General features: G+C 64.9%; 18 protein-coding genes. 6 read left to right on the top strand and 12 right to left on the bottom strand.

The window, feature by feature from the left end; all coding sequences use genetic code 11:
- Nucleotides 1-7: 7 nt before the first annotated feature.
- The 3 genes from ACI3KT_RS10785 to ACI3KT_RS10775 form a co-directional block, all read right to left on the bottom strand.
- Nucleotides 8-1,009 carry a Gfo/Idh/MocA family protein gene (locus ACI3KT_RS10785; protein ID WP_404904183.1) on the bottom strand — a complete coding sequence of 334 codons (1,002 nt, stop codon included), beginning with the start codon at nt 1,007-1,009 and terminating at the stop codon, nt 8-10.
- Nucleotides 1,006-3,279: a glycoside hydrolase family 3 N-terminal domain-containing protein gene (locus tag ACI3KT_RS10780; protein ID WP_404904181.1), complete on the bottom strand. Its 2,274-nt coding sequence runs from the start codon at nt 3,277-3,279 to the stop codon at nt 1,006-1,008. Before ACI3KT_RS10780 ends, ACI3KT_RS10785 begins: the two co-directional genes overlap by 4 nt.
- A gap of 66 nt (nt 3,280-3,345) precedes the next feature.
- A complete protein-coding gene (locus ACI3KT_RS10775; protein WP_404904180.1) occupies nt 3,346-5,832 on the bottom strand; it encodes a family 78 glycoside hydrolase catalytic domain in 2,487 nt (828 codons plus the stop codon).
- Nucleotides 5,833-5,974: 142 nt separating this feature from the next.
- Here ACI3KT_RS10775 and ACI3KT_RS10770 point away from each other — a divergent pair, with 142 nt between their 5' ends.
- Nucleotides 5,975-7,030 carry a LacI family DNA-binding transcriptional regulator gene (locus tag ACI3KT_RS10770; RefSeq protein WP_404904178.1) on the top strand — a complete coding sequence of 352 codons (1,056 nt, stop codon included), beginning with the start codon at nt 5,975-5,977 and terminating at the stop codon, nt 7,028-7,030.
- 70 nt (nt 7,031-7,100) lie between these two features.
- On the opposite strand, the gene ACI3KT_RS10765 is transcribed toward ACI3KT_RS10770, so the two are convergent.
- From ACI3KT_RS10765 to ACI3KT_RS10755, 3 genes are all read right to left on the bottom strand, one after another.
- Nucleotides 7,101-8,462 (bottom strand): MFS transporter, encoded by a 1,362-nt coding sequence (locus ACI3KT_RS10765; RefSeq protein ID WP_404904177.1) that lies wholly within the window; start codon nt 8,460-8,462, stop codon nt 7,101-7,103.
- 254 nt (nt 8,463-8,716) lie between these two features.
- Nucleotides 8,717-9,127: a hypothetical protein gene (locus ACI3KT_RS10760; protein WP_404904175.1), complete on the bottom strand. Its 411-nt coding sequence runs from the start codon at nt 9,125-9,127 to the stop codon at nt 8,717-8,719.
- A gap of 1 nt (nt 9,128) precedes the next feature.
- A complete protein-coding gene (locus ACI3KT_RS10755; protein ID WP_404904173.1) occupies nt 9,129-9,620 on the bottom strand; it encodes a hypothetical protein in 492 nt (163 codons plus the stop codon).
- 181 nt (nt 9,621-9,801) lie between these two features.
- Between ACI3KT_RS10755 and ACI3KT_RS10750 the strand changes: the two genes are divergently transcribed.
- Nucleotides 9,802-10,086, top strand: coding sequence for a helix-turn-helix transcriptional regulator (locus ACI3KT_RS10750; protein WP_206516659.1), 285 nt, complete (start codon nt 9,802-9,804; stop codon nt 10,084-10,086).
- 1 nt (nt 10,087) lies between these two features.
- Here ACI3KT_RS10750 and ACI3KT_RS10745 read toward each other — a convergent pair whose 3' ends face one another.
- The 6 genes from ACI3KT_RS10745 to ACI3KT_RS10720 form a co-directional block, all read right to left on the bottom strand.
- Entirely contained in the window at nt 10,088-11,134 is a 1,047-nt protein-coding gene (locus ACI3KT_RS10745) for a TniQ family protein (protein ID WP_127481804.1), read from the bottom strand.
- Nucleotides 11,135-11,139: 5 nt separating this feature from the next.
- Entirely contained in the window at nt 11,140-12,096 is a 957-nt protein-coding gene (locus tag ACI3KT_RS10740; RefSeq protein ID WP_127481803.1) for a hypothetical protein, read from the bottom strand.
- A complete protein-coding gene (locus ACI3KT_RS10735) occupies nt 12,093-13,184 on the bottom strand; it encodes a TniB family NTP-binding protein (protein ID WP_127481802.1) in 1,092 nt (363 codons plus the stop codon). The genes ACI3KT_RS10740 and ACI3KT_RS10735 overlap by 4 nt, the downstream gene beginning before the upstream one ends.
- Complete coding sequence (locus ACI3KT_RS10730; protein ID WP_164743631.1) at nt 13,184-15,193, bottom strand: DDE-type integrase/transposase/recombinase; 2,010 nt, start codon at nt 15,191-15,193, stop codon at nt 13,184-13,186. The genes ACI3KT_RS10735 and ACI3KT_RS10730 overlap by 1 nt, the downstream gene beginning before the upstream one ends.
- The gene (locus ACI3KT_RS10725; protein ID WP_127481800.1) at nt 15,190-15,933 is read right to left on the bottom strand and encodes a TnsA-like heteromeric transposase endonuclease subunit; all 744 of its coding nucleotides are present in this window, start codon (nt 15,931-15,933) and stop codon (nt 15,190-15,192) included. Before ACI3KT_RS10725 ends, ACI3KT_RS10730 begins: the two co-directional genes overlap by 4 nt.
- Before the next feature lie 409 nt (nt 15,934-16,342).
- Nucleotides 16,343-17,101: a TetR/AcrR family transcriptional regulator gene (locus tag ACI3KT_RS10720; RefSeq protein ID WP_404904171.1), complete on the bottom strand. Its 759-nt coding sequence runs from the start codon at nt 17,099-17,101 to the stop codon at nt 16,343-16,345.
- A gap of 69 nt (nt 17,102-17,170) precedes the next feature.
- Between ACI3KT_RS10720 and ACI3KT_RS10715 the strand changes: the two genes are divergently transcribed.
- From ACI3KT_RS10715 to ACI3KT_RS10700, 4 genes are all read left to right on the top strand, one after another.
- Complete coding sequence (locus tag ACI3KT_RS10715; RefSeq protein WP_404904169.1) at nt 17,171-17,566, top strand: VOC family protein; 396 nt, start codon at nt 17,171-17,173, stop codon at nt 17,564-17,566.
- Between the two features lie 115 nt (nt 17,567-17,681).
- Nucleotides 17,682-18,113: a MarR family winged helix-turn-helix transcriptional regulator gene (locus ACI3KT_RS10710; protein ID WP_292905980.1), complete on the top strand. Its 432-nt coding sequence runs from the start codon at nt 17,682-17,684 to the stop codon at nt 18,111-18,113.
- 87 nt (nt 18,114-18,200) lie between these two features.
- Nucleotides 18,201-19,547, top strand: a complete 1,347-nt coding sequence (locus tag ACI3KT_RS10705) for a DUF222 domain-containing protein (protein WP_404904167.1) — start codon at nt 18,201-18,203, stop codon at nt 19,545-19,547.
- Nucleotides 19,548-19,704: 157 nt separating this feature from the next.
- On the top strand, nt 19,705-21,297 hold the full coding sequence (locus tag ACI3KT_RS10700; RefSeq protein WP_292905976.1) for an SPFH domain-containing protein: 1,593 nt from the start codon (nt 19,705-19,707) through the stop codon (nt 21,295-21,297).
- Nucleotides 21,298-21,368 lie beyond the last annotated feature (71 nt).

Here is a 21,368-nt window from a genome sequence, read left to right as displayed (position 1 = left end):
GAGGCAGTCAGGCGGACGCCGTGACTGCCCATTCGGAGCGGAGGATGTCCAGCGTTTCCAGTACCGCGATGCTGTCGGACAGAGGATGGTGCGAGTGTTGAGTCGCGCCGGTGGACAGTGCTTGATGGACAGCGCGGAGCATCGGCACGTATCCGAAACCTTGCTGCGGAAACACACGATCTGCGGGTTGGCCGAACGCCTCGCCGAGGTCGCCCGAGTGCAGGCGGTATCGATCGGTGGCCCAGAAAGGCGGCGCGACGGTTGCCCACCCATTCGTGCCACTCACTGCGGCGGTGGGCTCGAGGTACGTCACCATGGATGCCGCGAGTTGCGCGAACCGGCCTCCGGCGTACTCGAGTGTTGCGTGAAGCGTGAGATCAACACCGTCTGCTCTCACGGTCGCTCCGCTTGTCACATTCAGCGGTTCACCGAGAAAGTCCCGAGCAAGCGTCACAGCGTAGATGGCCTGGTCGAGAAGCGTGCTGCTGCGAAGGTCGCTACTCCAGCGCTCCGACTGCGGATGACCGAAAGGCAGCCCGAAAGCGGCACGCACGCCGCTGATGTCGCCGAGCGCCCCGTTCGCCACTTCCTCACGCAAGGCCACATACGCGGGCGCGAATCTCATCCACATCGCCTCCATGGCGAAACGACCGTTCGCTTCCGCCGCCCGTGCGATGGCCTTGGCCTCGTCGGCATTGACGCCGATCGGCTTTTCTACGAGTACGTGCTTTCCCGCTTCGAGGGACGCGATCGCAAGACGGGCGTGCGTTGCGTGCGGTGTCGCGATATAGACGATGTCAATGACCGGCGCGGCAAGCACATCGTCGATCGAATCAAATGCTCGCTCGAATCGATGCATCGCTGCGAACGACTCGGCCTTTTCCGCGTCGCGTGACCAGACGCCGACCCGCCGCGTTGCATCGACGGCGCTCAGGTCGGAAGCCACCGAGTGCGACACGGTTCCCGTCCCGAGGATCGCCCATCCGAACGCAGCAGGTCGGTCGGTCATGTTGTCACCGTGAGCGTTTCCGCGAATGGCGCGGTCGAGTCGCCGCCGATCGCCACATCGAAGGTCGTGGCGTCTTGGATGGTGCACGAAGTGACAGCACTCCAGTACTGGAGTTGATCGGGCCCGAGTTCGAACTCGACGCGACGCGACTCCTCGGCTGCGAGCGTGATGCGGCGGAAGCCTTTCAGCTCTCGCACCGGACGCGTCGATGTCCCGTGTCGCTGGTGAATGTACAGCTGGACGACCTCGTCGGCCTCCCGACCGCCGATATTCGTGACGACGACGCTGACCGAGGTCGACTCGCCTCGCGAGATGCGTGACCGGTCCAGCTGCAGATCGCTGTATTCGAACGTCGAGTACGACAGTCCGTGACCGAACGGATAGAGGGGTGCGTTCGATTCCTCGTAGTACCGCGCGTCGTTTTCCTCCGGGAGGAAGGTGCGATTGTGTGCGTAGACGAGCGGAACCTGCCCGACATGCCGCGGCCATGTGAAAGGCAGGCGACCGGCCGGGCTCGTCGCGCCCAGAAGCACGGATGCCACCGCCTCGCCGGCCCGGGTCCCCGGGTACCACGCCTGCACGATCGCCGGCACGTTCTCGTCAGCCCAGCGGAGGTCGAGTGGACGTCCGGAGACGACGACCACGATGACCTTGGTGCCCGTGGCATGGATTCGCTGGAGCTGCTCGAGCTGACGGCCCGGCAGGTCGAGCGTGCTGGTCGACGACTTCTCGCCGATCTGGTTCTGTCGCTGTCCGACGACGACGATCGCGATGTCGGAGCCTTCGGCGAGGGCGACCGCGCGGTCGATAGCGGCGTCATCGTCGTGATCTTCGGGCGTGCGCTCCACGGTGGTGTCCATCACATCGAACATGGATGGGTGGATGCGTTCGGGGATTCCGGCGCCCGGTTCGTAGCCGATCCGGGCGCCGCCGAGCGAGTCACGCAGCCCATCGACGATGGTGACGGTCTCGTCGGTATCGTGGTCGAACACCCACGGTCCGAGAAGGTCGCGCTTGCTGTCGGCGAGTTGTCCGATCACCGCGATGCGCCCGACAGCGGAGGCATCCAGGGGCAACGCGGCATCATCGTTCTTGAGAAGAACGATCGACGCCTCTGCCACCGAGCGGGCGAGAGCCGTGTTCTCGGGAGCGTTGAAAGCGGCCGCGGTGCCCGCCTCATCCGCGTAGGGGTTCTCGAACAGGCCGAGGCGGAACTTCGCGGTCAGCACTCGTCGCACCGCGGCGTCGAGCACGCTCTCGCTCACTCTTCGCTCTGCGACGGCCTGCGGGAGGGTGTCGAAGGCCGGCTCGTACATGCACATCTCCATGTCGAGCCCGGCTTCAAGAGCCCGAACCGCGGCGTCGGCGTGATCCTCTGCGAAGTGTTGAACGGCGAGGGAACGCACGGCGTTCGCGTCCGAGACGACGAACCCGTCGAAGCCGAGCTGATCTCGAAGGATGTCGGTGAGCAGGGTCCGGCTCGCTGCCGCAGGGACACCGTTGAGGTCCATGTACGCGCTCATAACGTTTCCCGCGCCAGCGTCGATCGCGGCGCGGAATGGCGGTATGTAGACGTTCCAGAGCTCGTGGTCCGACACCTCGGCGTCGTCATAGTCGCGGCCGCCTCGGGAGGCGCCGTATCCGACGAAGTGCTTGGGGCCAGCGAGCAGGCGATCGGTTCCGAGATCGCCTTGGAAGCCGCGCACTTGAGCTGCGGCCATCGCAGAGGCCAGCACCGGATCCTCGCCGGCGCCCTCGATGATGCGGCCCCATCGAGGATCCCTGGCGATGTCGATCATCGGGGCGAAGGTCCAATGCACACCCGCTGCCCGAGCCTCCCGCGCGGCCGCCGCCTGTGCAGCTTCGACCGTCGGCTCCGACCACGTCGCGGCAAGGGCGATCGGGGCGGGGAAGATCGTTCGCCACCCGTGGACGACATCGAAGCCGAACAGGAGGGGGATGCCGAGACGCGACTCTTCAACGGCGTACTTCTGCAGCTTGTTGCTTAGCGCAGGGTCACGCAGGAACAGCAGAGAGCCAGCGCGACCGGAACGGATCGCAGCTTCGATGAGCGCGGGGAGCTCGACGTGAATTCGATGCTCCGGGGGAAGGGAGTCGATATCGAAGTCGTCGGGAATGGGCTGACCATCGCCGGTATAGAAATACTGCGTCAGCTGGCCGGCCTTCTCTTCGACGGTGAGTCGTGAGAGGAGGTCCTCGACGCGTTCGTCGACGGGCAGGCTGGGGTCTCGGTAGGGCAGGACAGTCATCGGTTCCTCCGTGGAAGCGTGAGAGAGCGGTGGTGATCAGGGGCTCGCGCGGTTGCGAGGTGGGGCTCAGCGGGATGTTCCCTCGAGAGCGCTCTGCAGCTCATCTCGCAGTTGGTCAGAGGCACCGGGCACGTAGTCGAGCATTGTGCGGATGGACATCCCTGCAGCTTCGGGGGCTTTCCCGTCTAGGGGGACTCCCGGGTAGTGACGGGCGAAGGCTTCGGTGAAGCGGTGCCACCCAGCCGGGTCGTCGGACACTTCGCGAAGGGTGGAGTCCAGGCTCAGCGGGGCACGATCTGCGACGGCTGCGACGTCGTACTGCCACGCGTGGTCTCCTCCGCTGACCTCGATGACCGCAGAATCGGGGTGCATCGGCAGTGCCACTTCCGCCGTGGTGCCCTCGGGGATGGTCACATCGACAGAGACCCGCTCGCCGTCCATCCGCCAGGAGACACACACCTTGCCGTGCACCGTGTCGTGCGTCAGGTCGGCGTGGGTTAGCCCGCCTCCGGGCTGAGGGGCGATGCGCATGCGGCGGTACCCGGGGGCGGTCGCCGTGAGGCCGCCGATCGTGCGGTGCATCCAGTCGACCACCGCGCCGAGCGCGTAGTGATTCAGTGAAGTCATCCCAGAAGGGTTGATCGTTCCGTCCGGGCGGACGGAGTCCCATCGCTCCCAGATCGTCGTCGCGCCCATGGTCACGGGGTAGAGGAACGACGGGGCTTTCGTCTCCAGGAGAAGGAGGTAGGCCTCGTCGAGGTGTCCAGTCGAGGTCAGAGCATCCGTGACCAGCGGCGTTCCCGCGAATCCGGTCGAGATGCGATAGCCCGCTTGCGCGACCACGGCTGCCAGGCGATCACCCGCATGGCGCGTCTGCTCTTCATCGAGGATCCCGAACGAGATCGCGAGCGCGTACGCGGTCGCCGTCTCATTGACCAGGCGGCCGTTCGGGCTCACGTACTCGCGGCGGAAAGCCTCGCGCACCCTCGACGCGAGTGCGTCGAACTCTGCCGCGTCATCGTCGTGCCCGAGGATGCGCGCGCTGTCCGCCATCTCGCGTGTGGTGCGGCACAGGTAGGCGCCCGCGACGAGGTGGCGGTCGGTCTTGCCGCCGGCGGGGTTGTCGTCGGGGGCGTCGGGGTCGAGCCAGTCGCCGTATTGGAAGCCGGTGCTCCACAGCCCGTCGTCATCGAGGAGGTCGGCTACCTGGCGGATGAATGTGCTCATCGACACATACGCGTCCTCGAGGATCTTTTCGTCGCCGTATTCGCGGTACAGCGCCCAGGGAAGGCTCACGGCCACGTCGCTCCAGAGGGCCGTCGGAGAGGAAGGGGTCGACAGGACGTCCGGCACGACCCAGGGCACGAACCCCTTCTCCGCCTGCTCGACGGCGAGATCTCTCAACCAGGATCCGAGCACACCTCGGACGTCGTAGAGAAAGGCAGCGGTGGGAGCGAACGCGTTGATGTCTCCGGTCCAACCGAGGCGTTCGTCACGTTGCGGGCAATCGGTCGGGATGCCGACGAAGTTGTCGCGCATGGACCACACGGCGTTGGAGTGCAGCTGGTTCAACTGCGGGTTGGAGGTCGTCAGCCATCCCGTCCGGGTCATGTCGGAGTGAACGACGATTGCTCGGATCGCGTCGTCCGCCAACTCACCAGGCCACCCGTCTACCTCGACGTATCGGAAGCCGTGGAACGTGAATCGCGGCTCCCACGTCTCAACCGCACCACCACGGAGAACATACTGATCGGTGGCCGCAGCAGTGCGCAGCGTCTCGATCTCGATCTCCCCGTCGACCATGACTTCTGCATGGCGCAGCGTGATCGTCGACCCGGGGTCGCCCTGAACGGTGAGACGGACCCAGCCAGAGATATTCTGCCCGAAGTCGACGACGAGCTTGCCGGAAGGCGTGCGCAGAGTCTGTTTCGGCGTCAGCTCTTCGATGCGGCGGATCGGCGGCGCGATCGGCTCCGTGAGGGCATCGAGCGGCCAGTCGAAGGCCTCGACCGGACCCCACTCGCTGTCGTCAAAGCCCGGCCGATCCCATCCATCCGGCTCGTTGCGAGCGTCGAACGTCTCCCCGTCATAGATGCTGTTCGCGCCTACTCCGCCGCGTGACGCTGTCATCGATGTGTCACTGACGATCGTGTCGCGACTCCCATCGGCATACTCGATCTCGAGTTCGAACCACGCCGCAGGACGATCGGAATAGTGGTGACGTCGCTCTTCCCAGCCCAAACGTCCGATGGCCCACCCCTCGCCGAGCACGGCGGCGATGACATTCGCTCCTGCTGTGATCTGGTCAGTGACGTCGTGGGTACTCACGACGAGCCGATGCCGGTATGAGGTCCATCCGGGTGCGAGGACCTCGTCGCCAACCACGGCACCATTGAGGTGCGGCTCGATGAGTCCCACGGCGGTGGACCGCAGGGTGGCGCGGCGGGGGACGCTCGACGCGACGAACTCCTTGCGGAGGTACGAGGCATGTTCCCCAACGGCGCCCTGTGCAGAGGGCGGGCTGACGAAACTTGCGGATCGGGGTTCGGGCATCGGATCGGCGCTCCTTGAGTGAGAGCTTCGACAGTCGGGCTGCCGAGACTCCATTGTCTGACTGACTAGCGCGAGCTAGTGAACAATCAGAATAACATGAGTGCTAGCGCGCACAAGTCAATCCTGCAGACTGTTCCTTGCTGTGGTGGACTTGGTGAGGAGCACACCCTGCAACGAAGGAGCGACAGTGGCATTGCAGAAATCACGCCGTCGGGTAACCGCGGCAGACATCGCTCGATCACTCGGAGTCTCGCGAGCGACCGTGGGGTTCGTTCTCAACGAGACCCCCGGGCAGACGATTTCTGCAGCGACGACCGAGCGCGTGCTCGCGGAAGCGAGACGCCTAGGGTATCGGCCACACATCGCTGCGCGGGCTCTGGCCAGTGGACGAAGTCACCTCGTACTGCTCGTTCTTCCGGACTGGCCTATCGAGTACAGCCTTCGAGAGAACATCGATGAGGCGACCCACGCGCTCGATGAGCACGGGTACGCGCTGATCACCTATACGCCGCACGAAGGGGCGCGCGCACGCCCGCTGTGGGAGACGCTGCAGCCGGACGTCGTGATGGGCCTCTTCCCGTTCTCCGACACGCTGATCGACTCAATGCGCGCAGCGGGAGTCGAGCGAATCGTCCCGGACCCTGAGGAAGTCTCGGAGGTTCGCTACAGCGAGGGCGGGCCTCGACTACAGGTGGAGCATCTTCACGACCTGGGCCACCGTCGGCTCGGTTTTGCCCGACCGAGCGATCCACGGCTGTTCGAGCTCGCGGACGCCCGCGAGGAAGCGGCCACGGCCGCAGCGATCGAACTCGGTCTCGAGACGCCCGCTACCCTCGAGCTCAATCCTGCAGCTTCTGAGGTCGATCCGCCCGTCTCGGAATGGATCGAAGCCGGCATCACAGGTGTGGTGGCGTTCAATGACGATGTCGCAGCGGCCATCATCGGGGCCGCCGCGCGTGCGGAGATTGCTGTGCCTCAGAGCCTCGCGGTCATCGGACATGACGACACCCCTATGGCGCTGATGTTCGAGCCGCGTATCTCGAGTGTTCGGATCGACTCGACAGGCCTGGGGCACTACCTCGCCGCTCTGGCCATTCATGCGATGGATGAAACGCCGACTCCGGAGTGGGAGCAGACGTCCGCGGTCAAGCTCATTGCCCGAGCGTCGACATCCGTGACCCCGACCACTCAGGAGTAGTCGGGCTCACATCCACACCCTCGGGGCCCGCAGCGACGCTAGTCGCTGCGGGCCCCGCCATCTTGTCGACTCAGCGCACTTGCCGAACTCGCATCACGATGAGACCGCCGACCAGAGTGATCGCTCCGGCGATGAAGTAGAGCAAGGTGTAGTTCTTGTCCCCGGCCGAAGTCACCCCGATCGCGAGGATGAGCGGAGCAACGAACGGCGCGATCGCCTGCGGAATGGCAGTGGCGAATCCGGCGATTCCCATGAATCGACCCGCATCCGTGTCACGCTCGGGAAGGACGTCCAGGAGGAGCGCCTGATCCACTGCAGAGAACGCTCCGATGCCCACGGACGCGATGAGCGATCCGACGAAGAGCATCGTGATGTCCGTCGCGACAGCTTCCGTCACGACGCCCGCGGCGAAGATCACGGATGCCAGGAGAACGAAGAGCCGACGGCGGCGCAGCTTGTCGGAGAGGAAACCTCCACCGATTGCCCCGATGGTCGTGGCTGCGATGCCGACCAGGCTCAGAGTGGCGAGAATGCCTGCGATCTCCTCGACACTGATGTTCAGGCGAGCCGCAAAGAAGAAGGCGGTGAAGGCGGTGTTCAGGGTGAGCCCAAAGTAGAAGCAAAACCGGCCCGACCAGACAAGCGAGAAATCGGGGTACTTCGCAGGGTTGAACAGGTACTTCCGGAACGTCGTTCCGATGGTGAGAACGCCCGAGATAATCATCTCGCGGCTGTCCTGCTCTCGAGAGAAGAGCAGGAAGAGGGTGAGGAAGAAGACGCCCACCAGGCCGGGGACCAAGAAGAGCAGGAGCGAATCCGCGACGAGAGTGCCGGCGATAATCACACCGGCGACGGGTGCGACCTGAGTGGCAAACCCGACAAGTCCGGCGACCTTGCCGCGCTGGTGCTCAGGGAGGGTATCTGCCATCGAGGTGGTGAGGATGGCCAGGGCCTGGCCCCACCCGATCTGAGCCAGGATCCAACCCACCCCGAGCAGAAGCACGTTCGGCGCCAAACCCATGACGAACAGCGACCCCACGCCGACGAGCATTCCGCCGAGGATCCACGGACGTCGACGACCCAGACGCGAGCGCGTCCGGTCGCTGAGGATTCCGACAATAGGAGTGATGATCATCACGACGATGGAGGCCGCCCCGGTGATGTAGCCCAGGTACACCTCTTCGAAGCCCGGCGCCAGTGCGCTCACCCGCACCGCAAGAGAGATCGCGAGCGGAGTGATGAACGCTACGAAGATTCCGAACTGTGCCAGGACGAGCAGCCAAATGTATGAGCGCGTGGCCTGAAGCGGACGAACGAGGCCCGTAACCGTGCGGATGCCCTCCTGGAGCGCACCAGGCGCGGGAGGAAGTGGCGACGGCAGCTCGGTCCTTGATCCCTCGGCGGGAGTGCCGGGATGAGAGGGCGTGGTCATGATGACTCCATTGTCGAAGGGGGTACCGAACTCGGCACGGTTGCTAGACGGCAAACCGCTCAGGATTCGGGACCTGCGCGGTAACTTGCACGCGCAAGTTGACATGACTGTAGCCGGTCGCACTTGCGCGCGCAAGTTGCAATCGATCAAGTGTCGCTCGCACCGTTGTTAGGCGCGACCACATGGCTGCTGGCACTCGGTTTCTTGAAGAGTTTGAAGAACTTGAATCCAGAGCGATCCTGCATGGCCTGCACCTATTCGAACAGTCGGTACTCGCCTTCGAGGCCCTCTCGGACCGCGTCACCTCTCGTCTCGGCCGCGTGACCTAGGCAGAGTGTCGAGACCCACATTCTGATCACATACTGCTTAGCCTGCGCCCCACATACCTCGCACGTCTCGATACTCTCCCACTCAGCCGCACGCACCGCCTCCGTAAATGCCTCATCGAAGCTCGACGGGTCATCAGACGGGTCGGCGTAGAGGCTCAGGGCGCCAAACTTCGATTTCACCTGCTGTATGACGTAGTTCGGGGCGATGACGGACAGTGTCGCATCGAGTCTGGTCAGCAGCGGGTACCAGCCGGCTCCGACTTCCAGCAGTTCTGGCCAGCCTGGAGCGATCCGCTTGAGGAGGCCCTGGAGTTCCGGCGGATATTTCTCGGTCAAGTTAACTTTCTCGTTCCGTGATGGCGGTCATGACGGTGAGTTCCGAGCTCGGTTCGCGATCGGTTTCGCACTGATGGCGTGTGGCTTCTCGGGCCTGTTGGCGACGCCGCGACCGCTCGCGAAACTCGCGTCCTACGCGAAGGCTGCGCATGACGCCGTTGTCGAAGCTGATCATTCCTCGTCGGCGCCATTCGATTGCCGCGTGGCCGCGGAAGCCCGCGACTGCGCGGCGCCGCTGCATGAAGTCTAGGTTTCGTGGCAGGGGTCCGGGGAGCCCGTCAGTGTCTGGCAGAAGGTGTGTGAAGAGCTCTGCAAAGGTCGGACCTGCTGTTGTGCGGCGACGAGTCTGAGCGATGAAGATCGCCGCCGCCAACGCCCACTGCTCGGCTGTGTCGTCACCGGTGAAGTCCTCGAACATGAACACCCACTCAGCTGGCGGCGGCGAGTCGATTTCCTGCCACCAGATCGGGTACGACTCGAGCATCTCAACCATCACAATCGCGGTCGCTCGCACGGGCCTTCCCGCGACGCGACCGCCTGTCATCGGGATGGGCAGCACACGTGCAGGGAAGAGCGGAGCGATCCGACGAGGACGAGATTGTTTCGTATGGCCTTCCGAATTATGCCATACCGATTAGGCCATGCGAGGAGTGGCCCGTCGAGACGCTTGGTAGGTGCCCCGACGGAACGATGAGATTGAAGCGGAGTGGAGCGCGTACTCCCAGCGCTTCGCGACCTCGCTCCGTTCCGCACGCGAGCGTGCCGGGCTGAGCCAGGAAGATGTGGCATACAGATCGGGCCTCACGCGGTACACGTATCAGAAGTACGAAAAAGGAGAGTCGCGTCCTGGGAACCCGGCGAACCCGACGCTTCGAACGATGCTCGCGCTCTCGCAGGTGCTTGGTCTGCCTCTGGCTGATTTAGTCCCCGACGGCGCCCCGGATCTCCGCAGCCGCTAGGTCACGGCAGCGCCAACTCATCTGGTTCCAGGGGAGATCTTCGGGTCACGCTCAGTCGCGATGTGCCCTCAGTGTGGCCTCGCATGAGTCCGTCCAGTATTCGTGGCGAGACGTGTCGGAGCAGGCATGCCCGTTGAGTACCGGACGCGACGATGAGCGCGCGATCTTGCGGGCATAGGGCGTTCTTGGCGCTTTTGGTTCGTCTGAGCCCCGCAGCGTAGAGGACCGCGCGGTGCGCGTGACCGATGACGGCGCCCGCCCAGTCGTGTAGGCGCTCGTTTACTGTTGCACTTAGCGCATTTGCGATGATGTTTGCGAAGCCATCGATCTGCGGTAGTGCCGATCGCGACACCTGAAGGACGCCGCGGAGTATTCGTGGGCTCATCGCGACTTCGACAACTCTCACTACTTCGGGATAGCCGCACAACATCACCTCCTCAAACGTGGTCGGTGCAGGTAGGCCGAGCCGTTGGGCGCGCTCGTCGAGGAACGTGTCACCGTCGTGCCCTTGGGACCACGCGAGTACCGCTGCGGTCGCGAGGTTGTACTCGCCGGTGTGCAGGGCGATGCCGCGTTCCCACAGTGGTCCGCGCAGGGTCTCTTCGGCGCGGCGCGCGGACGCCCCAACGGAGACCTTTATGTCCAGTCCGCGAAGCGTCCAGCGGCCATGCCTCAGGCAGAGAGGTCCGGTTCTCGCTCGGGTAGTGGTTGCGAGCCCACCGGCACATTCCACGCAGGCAGTGCGTGGTTCGGCAAGCGTGCGGCACCGCGGGCACTTCTGAGGCTTCCAGCGCGGATGACCGCAGCGAGTCCACATCCCGTGGTCTTCGAAGGACACCTCGAGTGCATCATCGGGCAGGCCGCAGAGCCGGGCGAGCGCGAGCGCGATACGTGGATCGGTGTCGCTCCACGTTGAACGCCCCGCCTCTCGAATCAGCATGCGGCGAATCTCCCCAACCTCCAGGCAGTGCGTCTGGGCGATGCGCCCGATATATCCACTGACCGTCTCGGCGGGCACCGGGTCGACGTAGATGGGCAGGGTACGCATCGCGTCTATCGATGGCGTGGAGGTTGGTCGCGCAGCGTCGGCAGTGGACGACGAGCGTCGTCGTGGCGCAGAAAGACCGCTCGAATACGAGGGACACTGTCACGGACCAGACCACCAAGCGCTCCAACTTCAAGGGGGCGCCCGTGCCGCAGGGGCTTGGTTTCTGAATCGCCCAGTCGTAGTTCACGGCCGGAGGCCTGGAACATCCCGTGCACGGAGCTGAGTCGGTGCCGTGACCTCGACGCGACTGCCGTCACAGCCGCCTCGACCATCGCGGCGACGGGAAGGTGCCCGATCTGTCTGTTGCGAAGGAACGCCAGTGCCGAAGGCGCCGTGAGGAATGCGGTCAGTTCGACAGCATCAGGATAGAAGTCGCGCAGGCGCTGGTCTGCGCTGCGGGTGGAGTTATCGCGGTAGACGAATTCACGGTAGGTCGAGATGATCTCGCAGGCGAGCTCGATCTCGCCCGTGTCGAGGCCGATCCCACGCGCCCAGAGAGTTCCTGTCAGGCATCGTTCCGCGCGGGCATACGCGACGGGGATCCCAATCGCCTCGTCGCGCCCGTCGTAGTGCCAGCGCTCGTGGCGTGCACAAAAGGCGCCGGCCCGAGATTGGACCTCGACCTTCATACCACTCGCGCACCGCCGACACATCGTGACCGGCTTGGGAAGCGCGGAACAGCGCGCGCATTGCGCGTGGGCCCAGTTGTTGTGGATGCAGCGGCTGAAGAGTCGGTTGGTGGTGTCGTCTCGGTCGAACCAGTTCGCTGGTAGATCGTCGAGTTGCGCGACCACGTCGGGCGCGGCCGCCGGCGTTGTCCGCAATGGAAGCCCCTGCTTCGACTTGCGGATGGCGGTCCAGAGTTCTCCGGCCGTCAGGGAGTTGCGTTCGACGAGCCTGTTGTAAAGGCTCCGCACGGTTTCGCCCGGGAACGGGCTGACCGTCGCCGGCAGCACTCTCATCGGCCAGCCTTCGCCCGTCGCCCTCGTGATCGTCGTGTGCTCTGTGCCGCTTCGTCGGCTACGCGATCTTCAAGTCGCCGTATCGTCTCGAGAACCACTAGGAGATGATCCAGGTCGAGTTGTTCGGAACGATCACGAATCGCATCGCGAGCGCAACGCCGAATCGCCTTGGCCATGCGTCCCAGCGATCCTCGCGAGATCTCGCGAAGCTCCGCGGCAATCCTCAGAATGTCGCCTTCAGTCTGACGGATGAGGCAGAGCGAGTCTTCAAGTTCAGTGAGGACCCTTCCCCAGACCGCAGCTCCCTCGTTGGTTGCGACGTCGTACTCGTCGAACTGGACAGTCTCAAATCTGGCCATGATCTGTTCTCCCCGGGACCCCCAGAAGAGCCCGTTCTGCGCGACGTTCACTCCGGCGTAGATCATCGTTCCGGGGCAGCGTTCCGAGAGTTCCTTGAGCGCGTCCGCCGCTTGTTCGCTCGCGCGATAGCGCAGATCGAGGCGATGGATATCGTCGATGATGACGATCTCCGTCTCACAGGCCCGCATCACGTTGCTCACCCGACCCAGCAGCGTCTCGTAGGACGCTGTCTGAGAGAACGGAAGCGCGTAGAACTCCGCGAGCTTCTTCATCATCGTCTTCTCGGTCGCGTGCGTGGGCACTTGAGCGAAGGCGACGGGGATCAGGTCCTTTCTTCGAGTACCCGCACGTTCTCGCCGCGCTCGTTCATATGCTCGCCCGAACTCTTGGACGGCCGTCGTCTTCCCCATACTTGGTCGTCCGGAGATGACGACTCCGGATTTGCTCGCGTCGGGCGAGCGATTGTCGGCCATCGCACTGCTGGCTGCCGCAACGAATCTCCGAAGTGAGGGTGTGGCGATACGAGCACCCACCGACATGAAGCGCTCGCGAGCGATGTTGTAGATTGCTCGGTCCGATGAGGCCATCTCCTCGTACGCGCTCATGGTGCAAGGCGCGGGACGTGGAGCATCGAACTCGACGAACTCCCGCCATCCTTCCTTCGTCGTGTAATCGAAGTTCACGGTCGGGGCATCGAAGTCGAACTGGGCGAGCAGATCGTCGAACATCACTCCGTTCCTTCCGCTTGACGCGTGAGCCCGAACGGAGGCGCCACCGGCCAGCTGGACGCAGCCTCTTCGGTCGAGTCGTCGCTGCTGGTCGGCGCGATCTCTCGCTCCGAGTCCGTGGGTGCTGGGGAGAGCGTCGCCAGCTGGTTGGTGATCCCGAGAGGGTCGGTCATGTTCGACTTCGCGCGCTTGCGCTCGCGTGAGGTCAGGGACTTATTGCCGGTGCTCATGAAGCGGCGGAGGACCTCGTTCAGGTCGTCATTCGTCGGCGCTTCCTCACCGCGCGCTGCGGCTTGTGCGCGTGCGATTCGCCAGATCTCATCGGCCATCGGCATATTCGAGTACGGGGATCGCCAGCTGAGTGGGATGAATTCGTCCTCGAGTTGGAGCCAGACGATCATGGGGTTGTATGGATCGACGTGAATCGGCCATTGACCCGCGTGTCGGCGATCGGGCGATCGCTTGTTGCGCAGGGTGCCCAGCGCTTCGGAGTCGTATCGTCGGAGGTCGAGGTTCACTCCGTAGTGATGGATTCCGCGCCATTTCTTTGGGAGCAGTGCGATGTAGTGATCGGCGGTGAGTGGGATCAGCAGCTCGGGGACGGCTTGTCGGTATGCGCTCACCATCTGATTCGGGCTGAGCTTGAACTTCGGGTGGCGTGGGTCCCGTAGTGAGCCGTGGGGGCGGTTCTGCCAGATTGCCGCGATCCAGTCTTCGAGCAGCTCCTGCAGTTGTTCGAGCGTGAGCAGCCGGTCGGTCGGGAACCTCTCGTCGCCGCGCATGTCGGCGCTCTCGCCGAGAAAAGAGACCACGTACTGCGTGAAGCGGTTCTTGATCGTGCGGAACATACGCTCGATCTTTGCCTTCTGGGTGGGCGTGTATGCCGCCGCGAGGTTCAGGGAGATGCCGAGTGTGCGACATGCATCGGTGAAGTGTCTCGACACATAGGATGCTCCTCGGTCTGTGGTGATCGTCTCGGGGAAGATGTACTGTTGCGCGTCGCGTGCGTCCTCAAAGCGTTGCGCAATGAGGTCGTCGTCTCCCACCCAGGCTTGGGCGATGTTTCGACGGTTGGCGCGAACACCCTCGGGCCGGTAGGCGTACGGGACGAGAGCGCGTGCGAGCAGGACAACGAGATCGATGCTGCGCGTGCCGATCGTCACGATCGCGCCCGGAACGCTCCGAGAGCATTCGTCGAGCAGGATCGTGAGGTCAGGACGCACCTGTTCCCCGTCGCAATCGACGAGAATCTCCATCGGAGTGGTGTCGATCAAGACCTGTTCGCCGGGGCGCATCCCAGTCCGGTTGCCGAAGACGTGGCTGGGCTGGTTCGCCGTCGTCCTGCGCGTGCGCGCCGTTCCGAATGTGTGCCGTCCGGCTTCCAACCGTTCCATCAGGCGATAGACCGTTGCCCTGCTGGGCACGTCAACCGCGCCTTTTCCGTACCGGGTTTCGAGATCGCGCTCTACCATCCAGATCAGACGGTCGGCCGTGCCGGTCGACGCTCGAGTCTGACCGTCCATCGCGGAGACGATCGCTTCGATGAGACGCGGATCCTGTGTTGATCGAGGCCTGTCCGCCATCCCGAATCGGCGCCGGTCAAGAAGCCCAGCGACGCCGAACTCGTCGAGAGCGGCAAGCTGCCGCGTCACCTTGATCGCGTTGTAGTCCGTTCCAAGTCGACGATTCACATTGTCGACGGTCACCTGGTAGGCAGGCGTCTTCTTCGTCCCGGCTTCAAGGAGGTCCGAGAGTCGGTCGAGTTCTTCGAGCCACACGTCCACGACTTTGCGGTCGGCGGGTGGGAGCTCGTCAAGGACACCCAAGTCCAACACGTCGGTCGTCGACCGCACTGTTGCTGGCTCGCCGCGCTCAGCGAGATCGGCGTTCAGTACCTCGAGATCCTCGCCCATCTCGGCGTTGCGCAGCGTGGTGTAGGTCGCCCGGACAGCGACGACTTGCAGGTCTTCGTCGTTCCATCTCACCAAGTCGCCGGGATGGACGATCATCGGTCTGGCCCGAATCGGACTACGGCGGACATGCTCAGCGGACGGCTGAGATCGCATCGAGCGATGTCGGACCATATGAGGGCGTATGCCGCTCCGAGTGCGCTGTTTGGCGCGTCGTCGAGGAGCGCGACGAGGTCGACGAGTCGAATCGCACCGGAATCCGGTAGATCCCTGAGAGCCACGCCCTCGAGCCACTGCGGGTCGCGGTAACGCAACAGGAACCTCAGGTTCTGTTGCGTCGCTCCGGGTAGATCGTCGAACACGAGGTAGTCCCATCCCAGAGCGGCCGCCATTCGCCGAGTGAGCTCGAACTTCGCCGCATCCTCCGGTTCGATCTCTGACCTCTCCCTCACGTCGACGAGAAGAGAGGTGCCGTCCTTGCGGCGAACGAAGTAGTCGGGGGCATGCCGGCGCTTCGGGTTACGCCAATGAATCCACATCGGCTGACTCGACACCACCTCAGCACTCCGGGTTCGATCGAGACTCATCAAGAACGCCCGCTCCCAAAAGGACTCGAAGGGCACGTGCTGGCCCGTCGAGGCAAGCCAGAAGCGTCCCTCGACATTGCGCTTGTGGGGGTAGTCCGGAAATTTCCGGACTGGGGCCGTCTCCTCGAAGGCGATCGACCCGGCATCCGCTGGTGTCGCCTCCCGGGCGAACCCGTGAAGCGAGTATCGAATTGTGGCCGCCAGGGCGTTCGTTCCATCGATCGCCTGAAGCCAGTTGGTGGTCAGCGTCATTGCGGACTCCGTTCGGCCCCGGTGTCCGTGGAGGTGTTCCGCGGTGCGGGTCCTGACTTGTCCGGCAAGTTACTCCGCCATTCGGCGCGGAACCGGCAACACGCCGCCGATCTACAACTCGGGTGCGAATCTACAACTCCCGTGCGACGTTCTACAGGTAGATGAGATTTCTACAGATCCGGTGAGACAGGACACCCAGATGTGTCGAGCCAAGATTCCGTGATCAAACCGTTGCATTCGTTACCGCGCCGTTATAGAGTGATCGCGCGGTGAATGTTTGCTGTGGCATCCACCTCATGTGATTGCAGGACACTCTTGGTGCAAGGGACAAGGGCCGGTCGGGAGCCTCTCCGACCGGCCCTTTACTTGTGCCGTCGACGGACTCCTCGTCCGAACAGCATCCGCTGATTCAGCGCTCGATCAGCGCCGCGAGCCCGTCGAGGACCCGTTCGAGACCGAACTCCCACGCGCCATCAGCAGACCACGCGGCCCCTTGCGCCTCCCCCGCCGCTGCACCGATGCGCACCGCCCGCGGATAGACCTCCGGATCGAAAGCCCGCGCGAGGATCGGCTGATTCGCCTCCCACCACTGCGCATCGCTCATCGCCGTGTCGGTCGTCGCGCGTTCGGCATCGTGCGCCGCGCGGCAGTGCGACTGCACGAAACCGAGAACGAACGTCAACGCGGCATCGACGTCGACGTCATCGAGACCCGCGTCGTCGAATGCCGCGAGTTCGTGCTCGTACTTCGCCAACACCCCCGGCCCGAGCGGAGGACGACTGAGCGCCGCAACCTCTGTCATCCACGGATGGGTTTCCAGCAGCGAGCGGTTGCTCTCGGCCACAGCCACGGCACGATCCCGCCAACGCTCGTCGCGCCACGGCATCCGCTCCATCCCGAGGTACAGCGCATCGACCATGAGATCGAGCAGTTCCGGCTTGCCGGGGACGTAGGTGTACACCGACATGGTCGACACCCCGACCCGCTCGGCGACCGCCCTCATGGTGACGGCGCCCAGTCCGCTCTCGTCGGCGATCGAGAGGGCGGCGTCGACGATCTGCGTCACGGTGATCGATCGAGCGGGCCCTTTACGCGGCGCGAGCGGCTCACCCCACAGCAGCGCGAGGGTTCTGCTGGGCTCGCCGGATCCGGTGCGTTCGGAGCTCACGGGAATGATCTTGTCATAGTTGCGTTGTACGCGTTACATTGTACGTCGTACAGAATAACAAGGAGAGCCATGAACATCACCGCATCCGCCGTCTCCCTCAACGTCTCCGATGTCGAAGCATCCAGCCGATGGGCTGAGCAGCACCTCGGCTTCACCATCGCCATGGCCGCCGACGGGTTCAGCTCGCTGACCCGCGCGGACGCCGGAATCAACCTGATCTACCTGCGGACGGGACTGGCGAGCTTCAAGCCGCAGTCGCAGGCAGGCGCCGCATCCGGCCTGCTCGTCGTGTTCACAGTGGATGACATCGACACCGAGTACAGCCGCCTGCAGGCGCAGGGCGTCGACATCGCGACCCCTATCGAGACCGAGCAGTGGGGCGAGCGCTACTTCCAGATGCGCGACCCCAACGGCGTGATCTATCAACTCGTGCAGTGGATGACGACCGCGCACGACCAGGGCTGATCATCCGGGGCCGGCGGCCTTCCCGCCGGCCCCTCCGACCACCCCCGAATCCGACCCGAGGGACGTCGCGGCGAGCGCCCGCGCGGTGTCCGCGAGTGCCAGTACGCTGTTCTCCATGACCGATCGCAAGCTCGCCCTCGAGGCGTGGGAGAGCCTCTTCCGCGCGCAGCACGAGCTGTTCGACGAGATGGTGAAGGACTTCGACGACGCCCACCTCTCGCAGGCAGAGTACGACGTCCTGCTCACGGCGACGCGCTCCCCCGGCATGACTGCGCGGCTCCGTGACGTCACCAGCAACATGCTGATCAGCCAGCCCAGCGTCTCCCGCCTGATCGACCGCATGGTCTCTCGCGGCCTCATCGCGAAATGCCCTGATCCCGAAGACGGTCGCGGTGCCCTGGTCAGAGCGACGGATGCCGGCGCGCGGGCCTTCCGCACACTCGCCACCGTGCACGGCCGCTCGATCGCCGAGCGCATGTCGCACCTCGACGACGAGGAGCTGCGAACGCTGCGCGACCTCACGGAGAAGCTGCGCAACCATTCGTGATGATCTTCGCGAAAGGCGATGTAAGTAGTTTCCACATATTCGAAACTACATTCGAATAGTCGCTCTGCTCGAGCGTACGCTGGATGCATGTCCTCGCACCTCACTCCACTGCACGAGGCGGTCGCCCGCCTCGATTCACTGTGGTCGGATGCCGGTGAGACAGAGGATTTCACCCGCGCGCAGCTCGTGGAGGCCAATGACGCGCTCGGCGCGATGCGTCGGCTCATCGACGCACTTCACGTCGAGGTCGCGGCGGGCATCGCGCGCGAATCACGGCCCGAGCTCGGCCCCGAGTCGCTCGCGAAGCAGCAGGGGTTCCGCGGTGCCGCCCAGCTGATCGCGACGACCAGCGGCACGTCTGCCGGAGACGCCACCCGACTTGTGAAGGTCGGCGAGGCGACCGCGCCACGCCGCGACCTGCTGGGCGAGCGGCTGCCCGCGAAGTACCCCGCCGTTCAGAAGGCGATCGCCGCCGGCGGGCTCCACACGACCGCGGCAGCGCTCATCATCGCGCTGCTCGACCGGGCGCGACTCACGAGCGACATCTCTCGCATCGACGAGGCCGAGCGACTCCTCGTAGACAAGGCCGGCTCTCTGTCTCTGGATGACGTCCGCAAGCTGATCGCCCGCGCGGAAGCATGGCTCGATCCCGACGGCGTGGCGCCACGCGATGCCGAGGCACGAGCGCGGCGGTCGCTGACGATGTTCGAGCGCGACGGTGCCCTGCACCTCAACGCCGTCTTCGACCTCGAGTCAGCAGCGCCGATCCGCGCGGCGATCACCGGGTGGGTCTCCTCCGCCTTCGGTGCACGCAAAGACGCTGTCGACCCCGATGCCCCTGACGCCGATCACCGCTCGGTCGCGATGCTGCAGGCCGACGCGCTGAGCTCGATCTGCGCTCACACGCTCGGATGCGACAACCGCGCGCCCGCTCTCGCCGGGGCGACGGTCGTCGTGCGTGTGAACCTCGAAGACCTGATGGCCGGCACGGGTTCCGGCACTGTCGACGGCGCCGACCGCCCGATCAGCATCGCGGCCGTCCGACGGATGGCCGCTTCGGGAGGCGTCATCCCCTGCGTCCTCGACTCCGCCGGCGAGATCCTCGACTGGGGTCGCGAGAAGCGGCTGTTCACGAAAGCGCAGCGCCTGGCTCTCGCCGAACGCGACGGAGGATGCGCGATGTGCGGTCTGCCGCCAGAGATGACGAAGGCTCACCACATCGCCTGGTGGCAACGGGATGCCGGCCCGACCGATCTGAGCAACGGGGTGCTGCTGTGCGAGAGCTGCCACCATCGCATCCACGACAACGGATGGGAGATCCGCATCGACGGGGCCGGCGCCGCCTCCAGAGTGTGGTTCATCCCTCCGCCCTATGTCGATCCGGCGCGCACGCCGCGACTCGGAGGTCTGGCCCGGTACACCCTCGCGGCGTGAAGCCGGGCGGCGGCGGGCCCTCGGCGGGCCGAACTCATCCGGTGGGCAGCAGTGCCCATGCAGCGATGCATCGGATCTGGCAGGGTGGAGCCTGTACGTCTGCGCGACCGCGCAGCACACTCGACCGCCCCCTCGGGGGGAACCAGGGAGGTCATCCATGGAGATCGCCGGAGCAATCGGCACTCTCGTCATCGTCGGGATCGCGATCGTCGTCGCGATCGTCGTCCTTCTCATCCTGCTGCTGTTCGCACGCAGCTGGATCAAGGTCGCCCGCGCCGACGAGGCCCTCGTCATCTCGGGTCGCAAGCAGAAGGTGCAGCGCACCGTCGTCGCCGCAGACGGCACAAGCCGCGGCGAGACCGAAGAGTCTCCCGTCACGGTGATCGTGAACGGCAAGTCGCTCGTCAACCCGATCACCCAGCGCCACGAGATCATCTCGCTGCGCTCGCGTCAGGTCTCGCTGAACGCCGAGGCGCAGTCGCTCGACAGCGTCACCCTCAACGTCGACGGCGTCGCGATCGTCAAGATCGGGTCCGACCCGATCCTCGTGCGCCGAGCTGCAGAGCGCTTCGCCTCGCAGGACAAGGCGATCGAGCAGTTCACCACCGAGCAGCTCGAAGGAGCGCTCCGAGGCATCGTCGCCACCCTGTCGGTCGTCGAACTCATGCGCGAGCGCAAGAAGTTCTCCGACCAGATCGCCGCCGACGTCTCGCAGGAGCTCGCCGAGCAGGGTCTCATCCTCGACTCGTTCCAGATCAAGGGGATCACCGACAAGGTCGGATACATCCAGTCCCTCGGCGCCCCCGAGATCCAGGCGAAGCGTCAGTCCGCCGAGATCTCGCAGACGAACGCCGACCGCGCGATCAACCAGAAGAACATCGCGAACCAGGAAGCCAACCTCGTCGAGCAGACCGCTCTCGACACCAACACCGCCAACGCCAACGCCGGAATCGGTCGCGCACGCGCCGAGGCCGAGCAGGCCGAGAACCTCGCCCGCGAGCAGACTCAGCAGGCGGTTCTGCAGCAACAGGCCGAGAACAAGCAGGCCCAGCTCGACGCCGACGTCAAGCGTGTCGCCGACGCGCAGCGGTACGAAGCAGAGACTCGCGCCCAGGCCGAGCTCTACACGCGAGAGAGGGCGGCAGAGGCCGCGGCGATCGAGCAGGTCAAGCAGGCTGAGGCCCGCACACGCATCGCCGAGCAGCAGGCCGAGGCCGACAAGGCCAAGGCGAACGGTGAGGCCGCAGCCGCAGTCGCCCGCGCGACCGGTGAAGCCAACGCACTCCGCTCCCAGGCCGAGGCCGAAGCAGAGGCACGGCGTCTGCGCGCCAACGCCGAGGCCGACGCGATCCGCGCCGAAGGTGAGGCACGCGCAGCTGCGGTCGAGGCAGAAGCCAAGGCCATCGCCTCCAACCAGGACGCGTTCCTCTCCCAGCGCGTGCTCGACGTGCTGCCGTCGATCATGGCCGAGTTCGCCAAGGGCTACTCGACGATCGGCAACGTGTCGATCATCGGCGGATCCGGCGACGGCGCCTCCGACCTCGTCGGCGCCGACAGCGCCAAGGCGCTGAAGTCGGTGTTCGACAGCGTCAGCGCAGCCACGGGAGTCGACCTCGCCTCGATCATCCAGGGCCAGGCCGTCGGCCGCGGCATCGGCGAGAGCATGGCCACAGCATCCGCGTCTGCCCCGGTGGTCCGCCACCCGAAGCCGACCACACCCCCGCCGCCCGCGGCCCCCGCCGCAGAGTGACGACCAGGAAGGCCGTCCCGCATCCACGCGGGGCGGCCTTCCTCGTGCTCGCCGGCTCTGCCGGTTTCGTA

The organism is Microbacterium sp. ZW T6_19 (genome assembly GCF_044987465.1).
Classification (GTDB): domain Bacteria; phylum Actinomycetota; class Actinomycetes; order Actinomycetales; family Microbacteriaceae; genus Microbacterium; species Microbacterium natoriense_A.
Note: the sequence above shows the minus strand (reverse complement) of the source record. Positions and strands in the feature narration are given on the sequence as shown.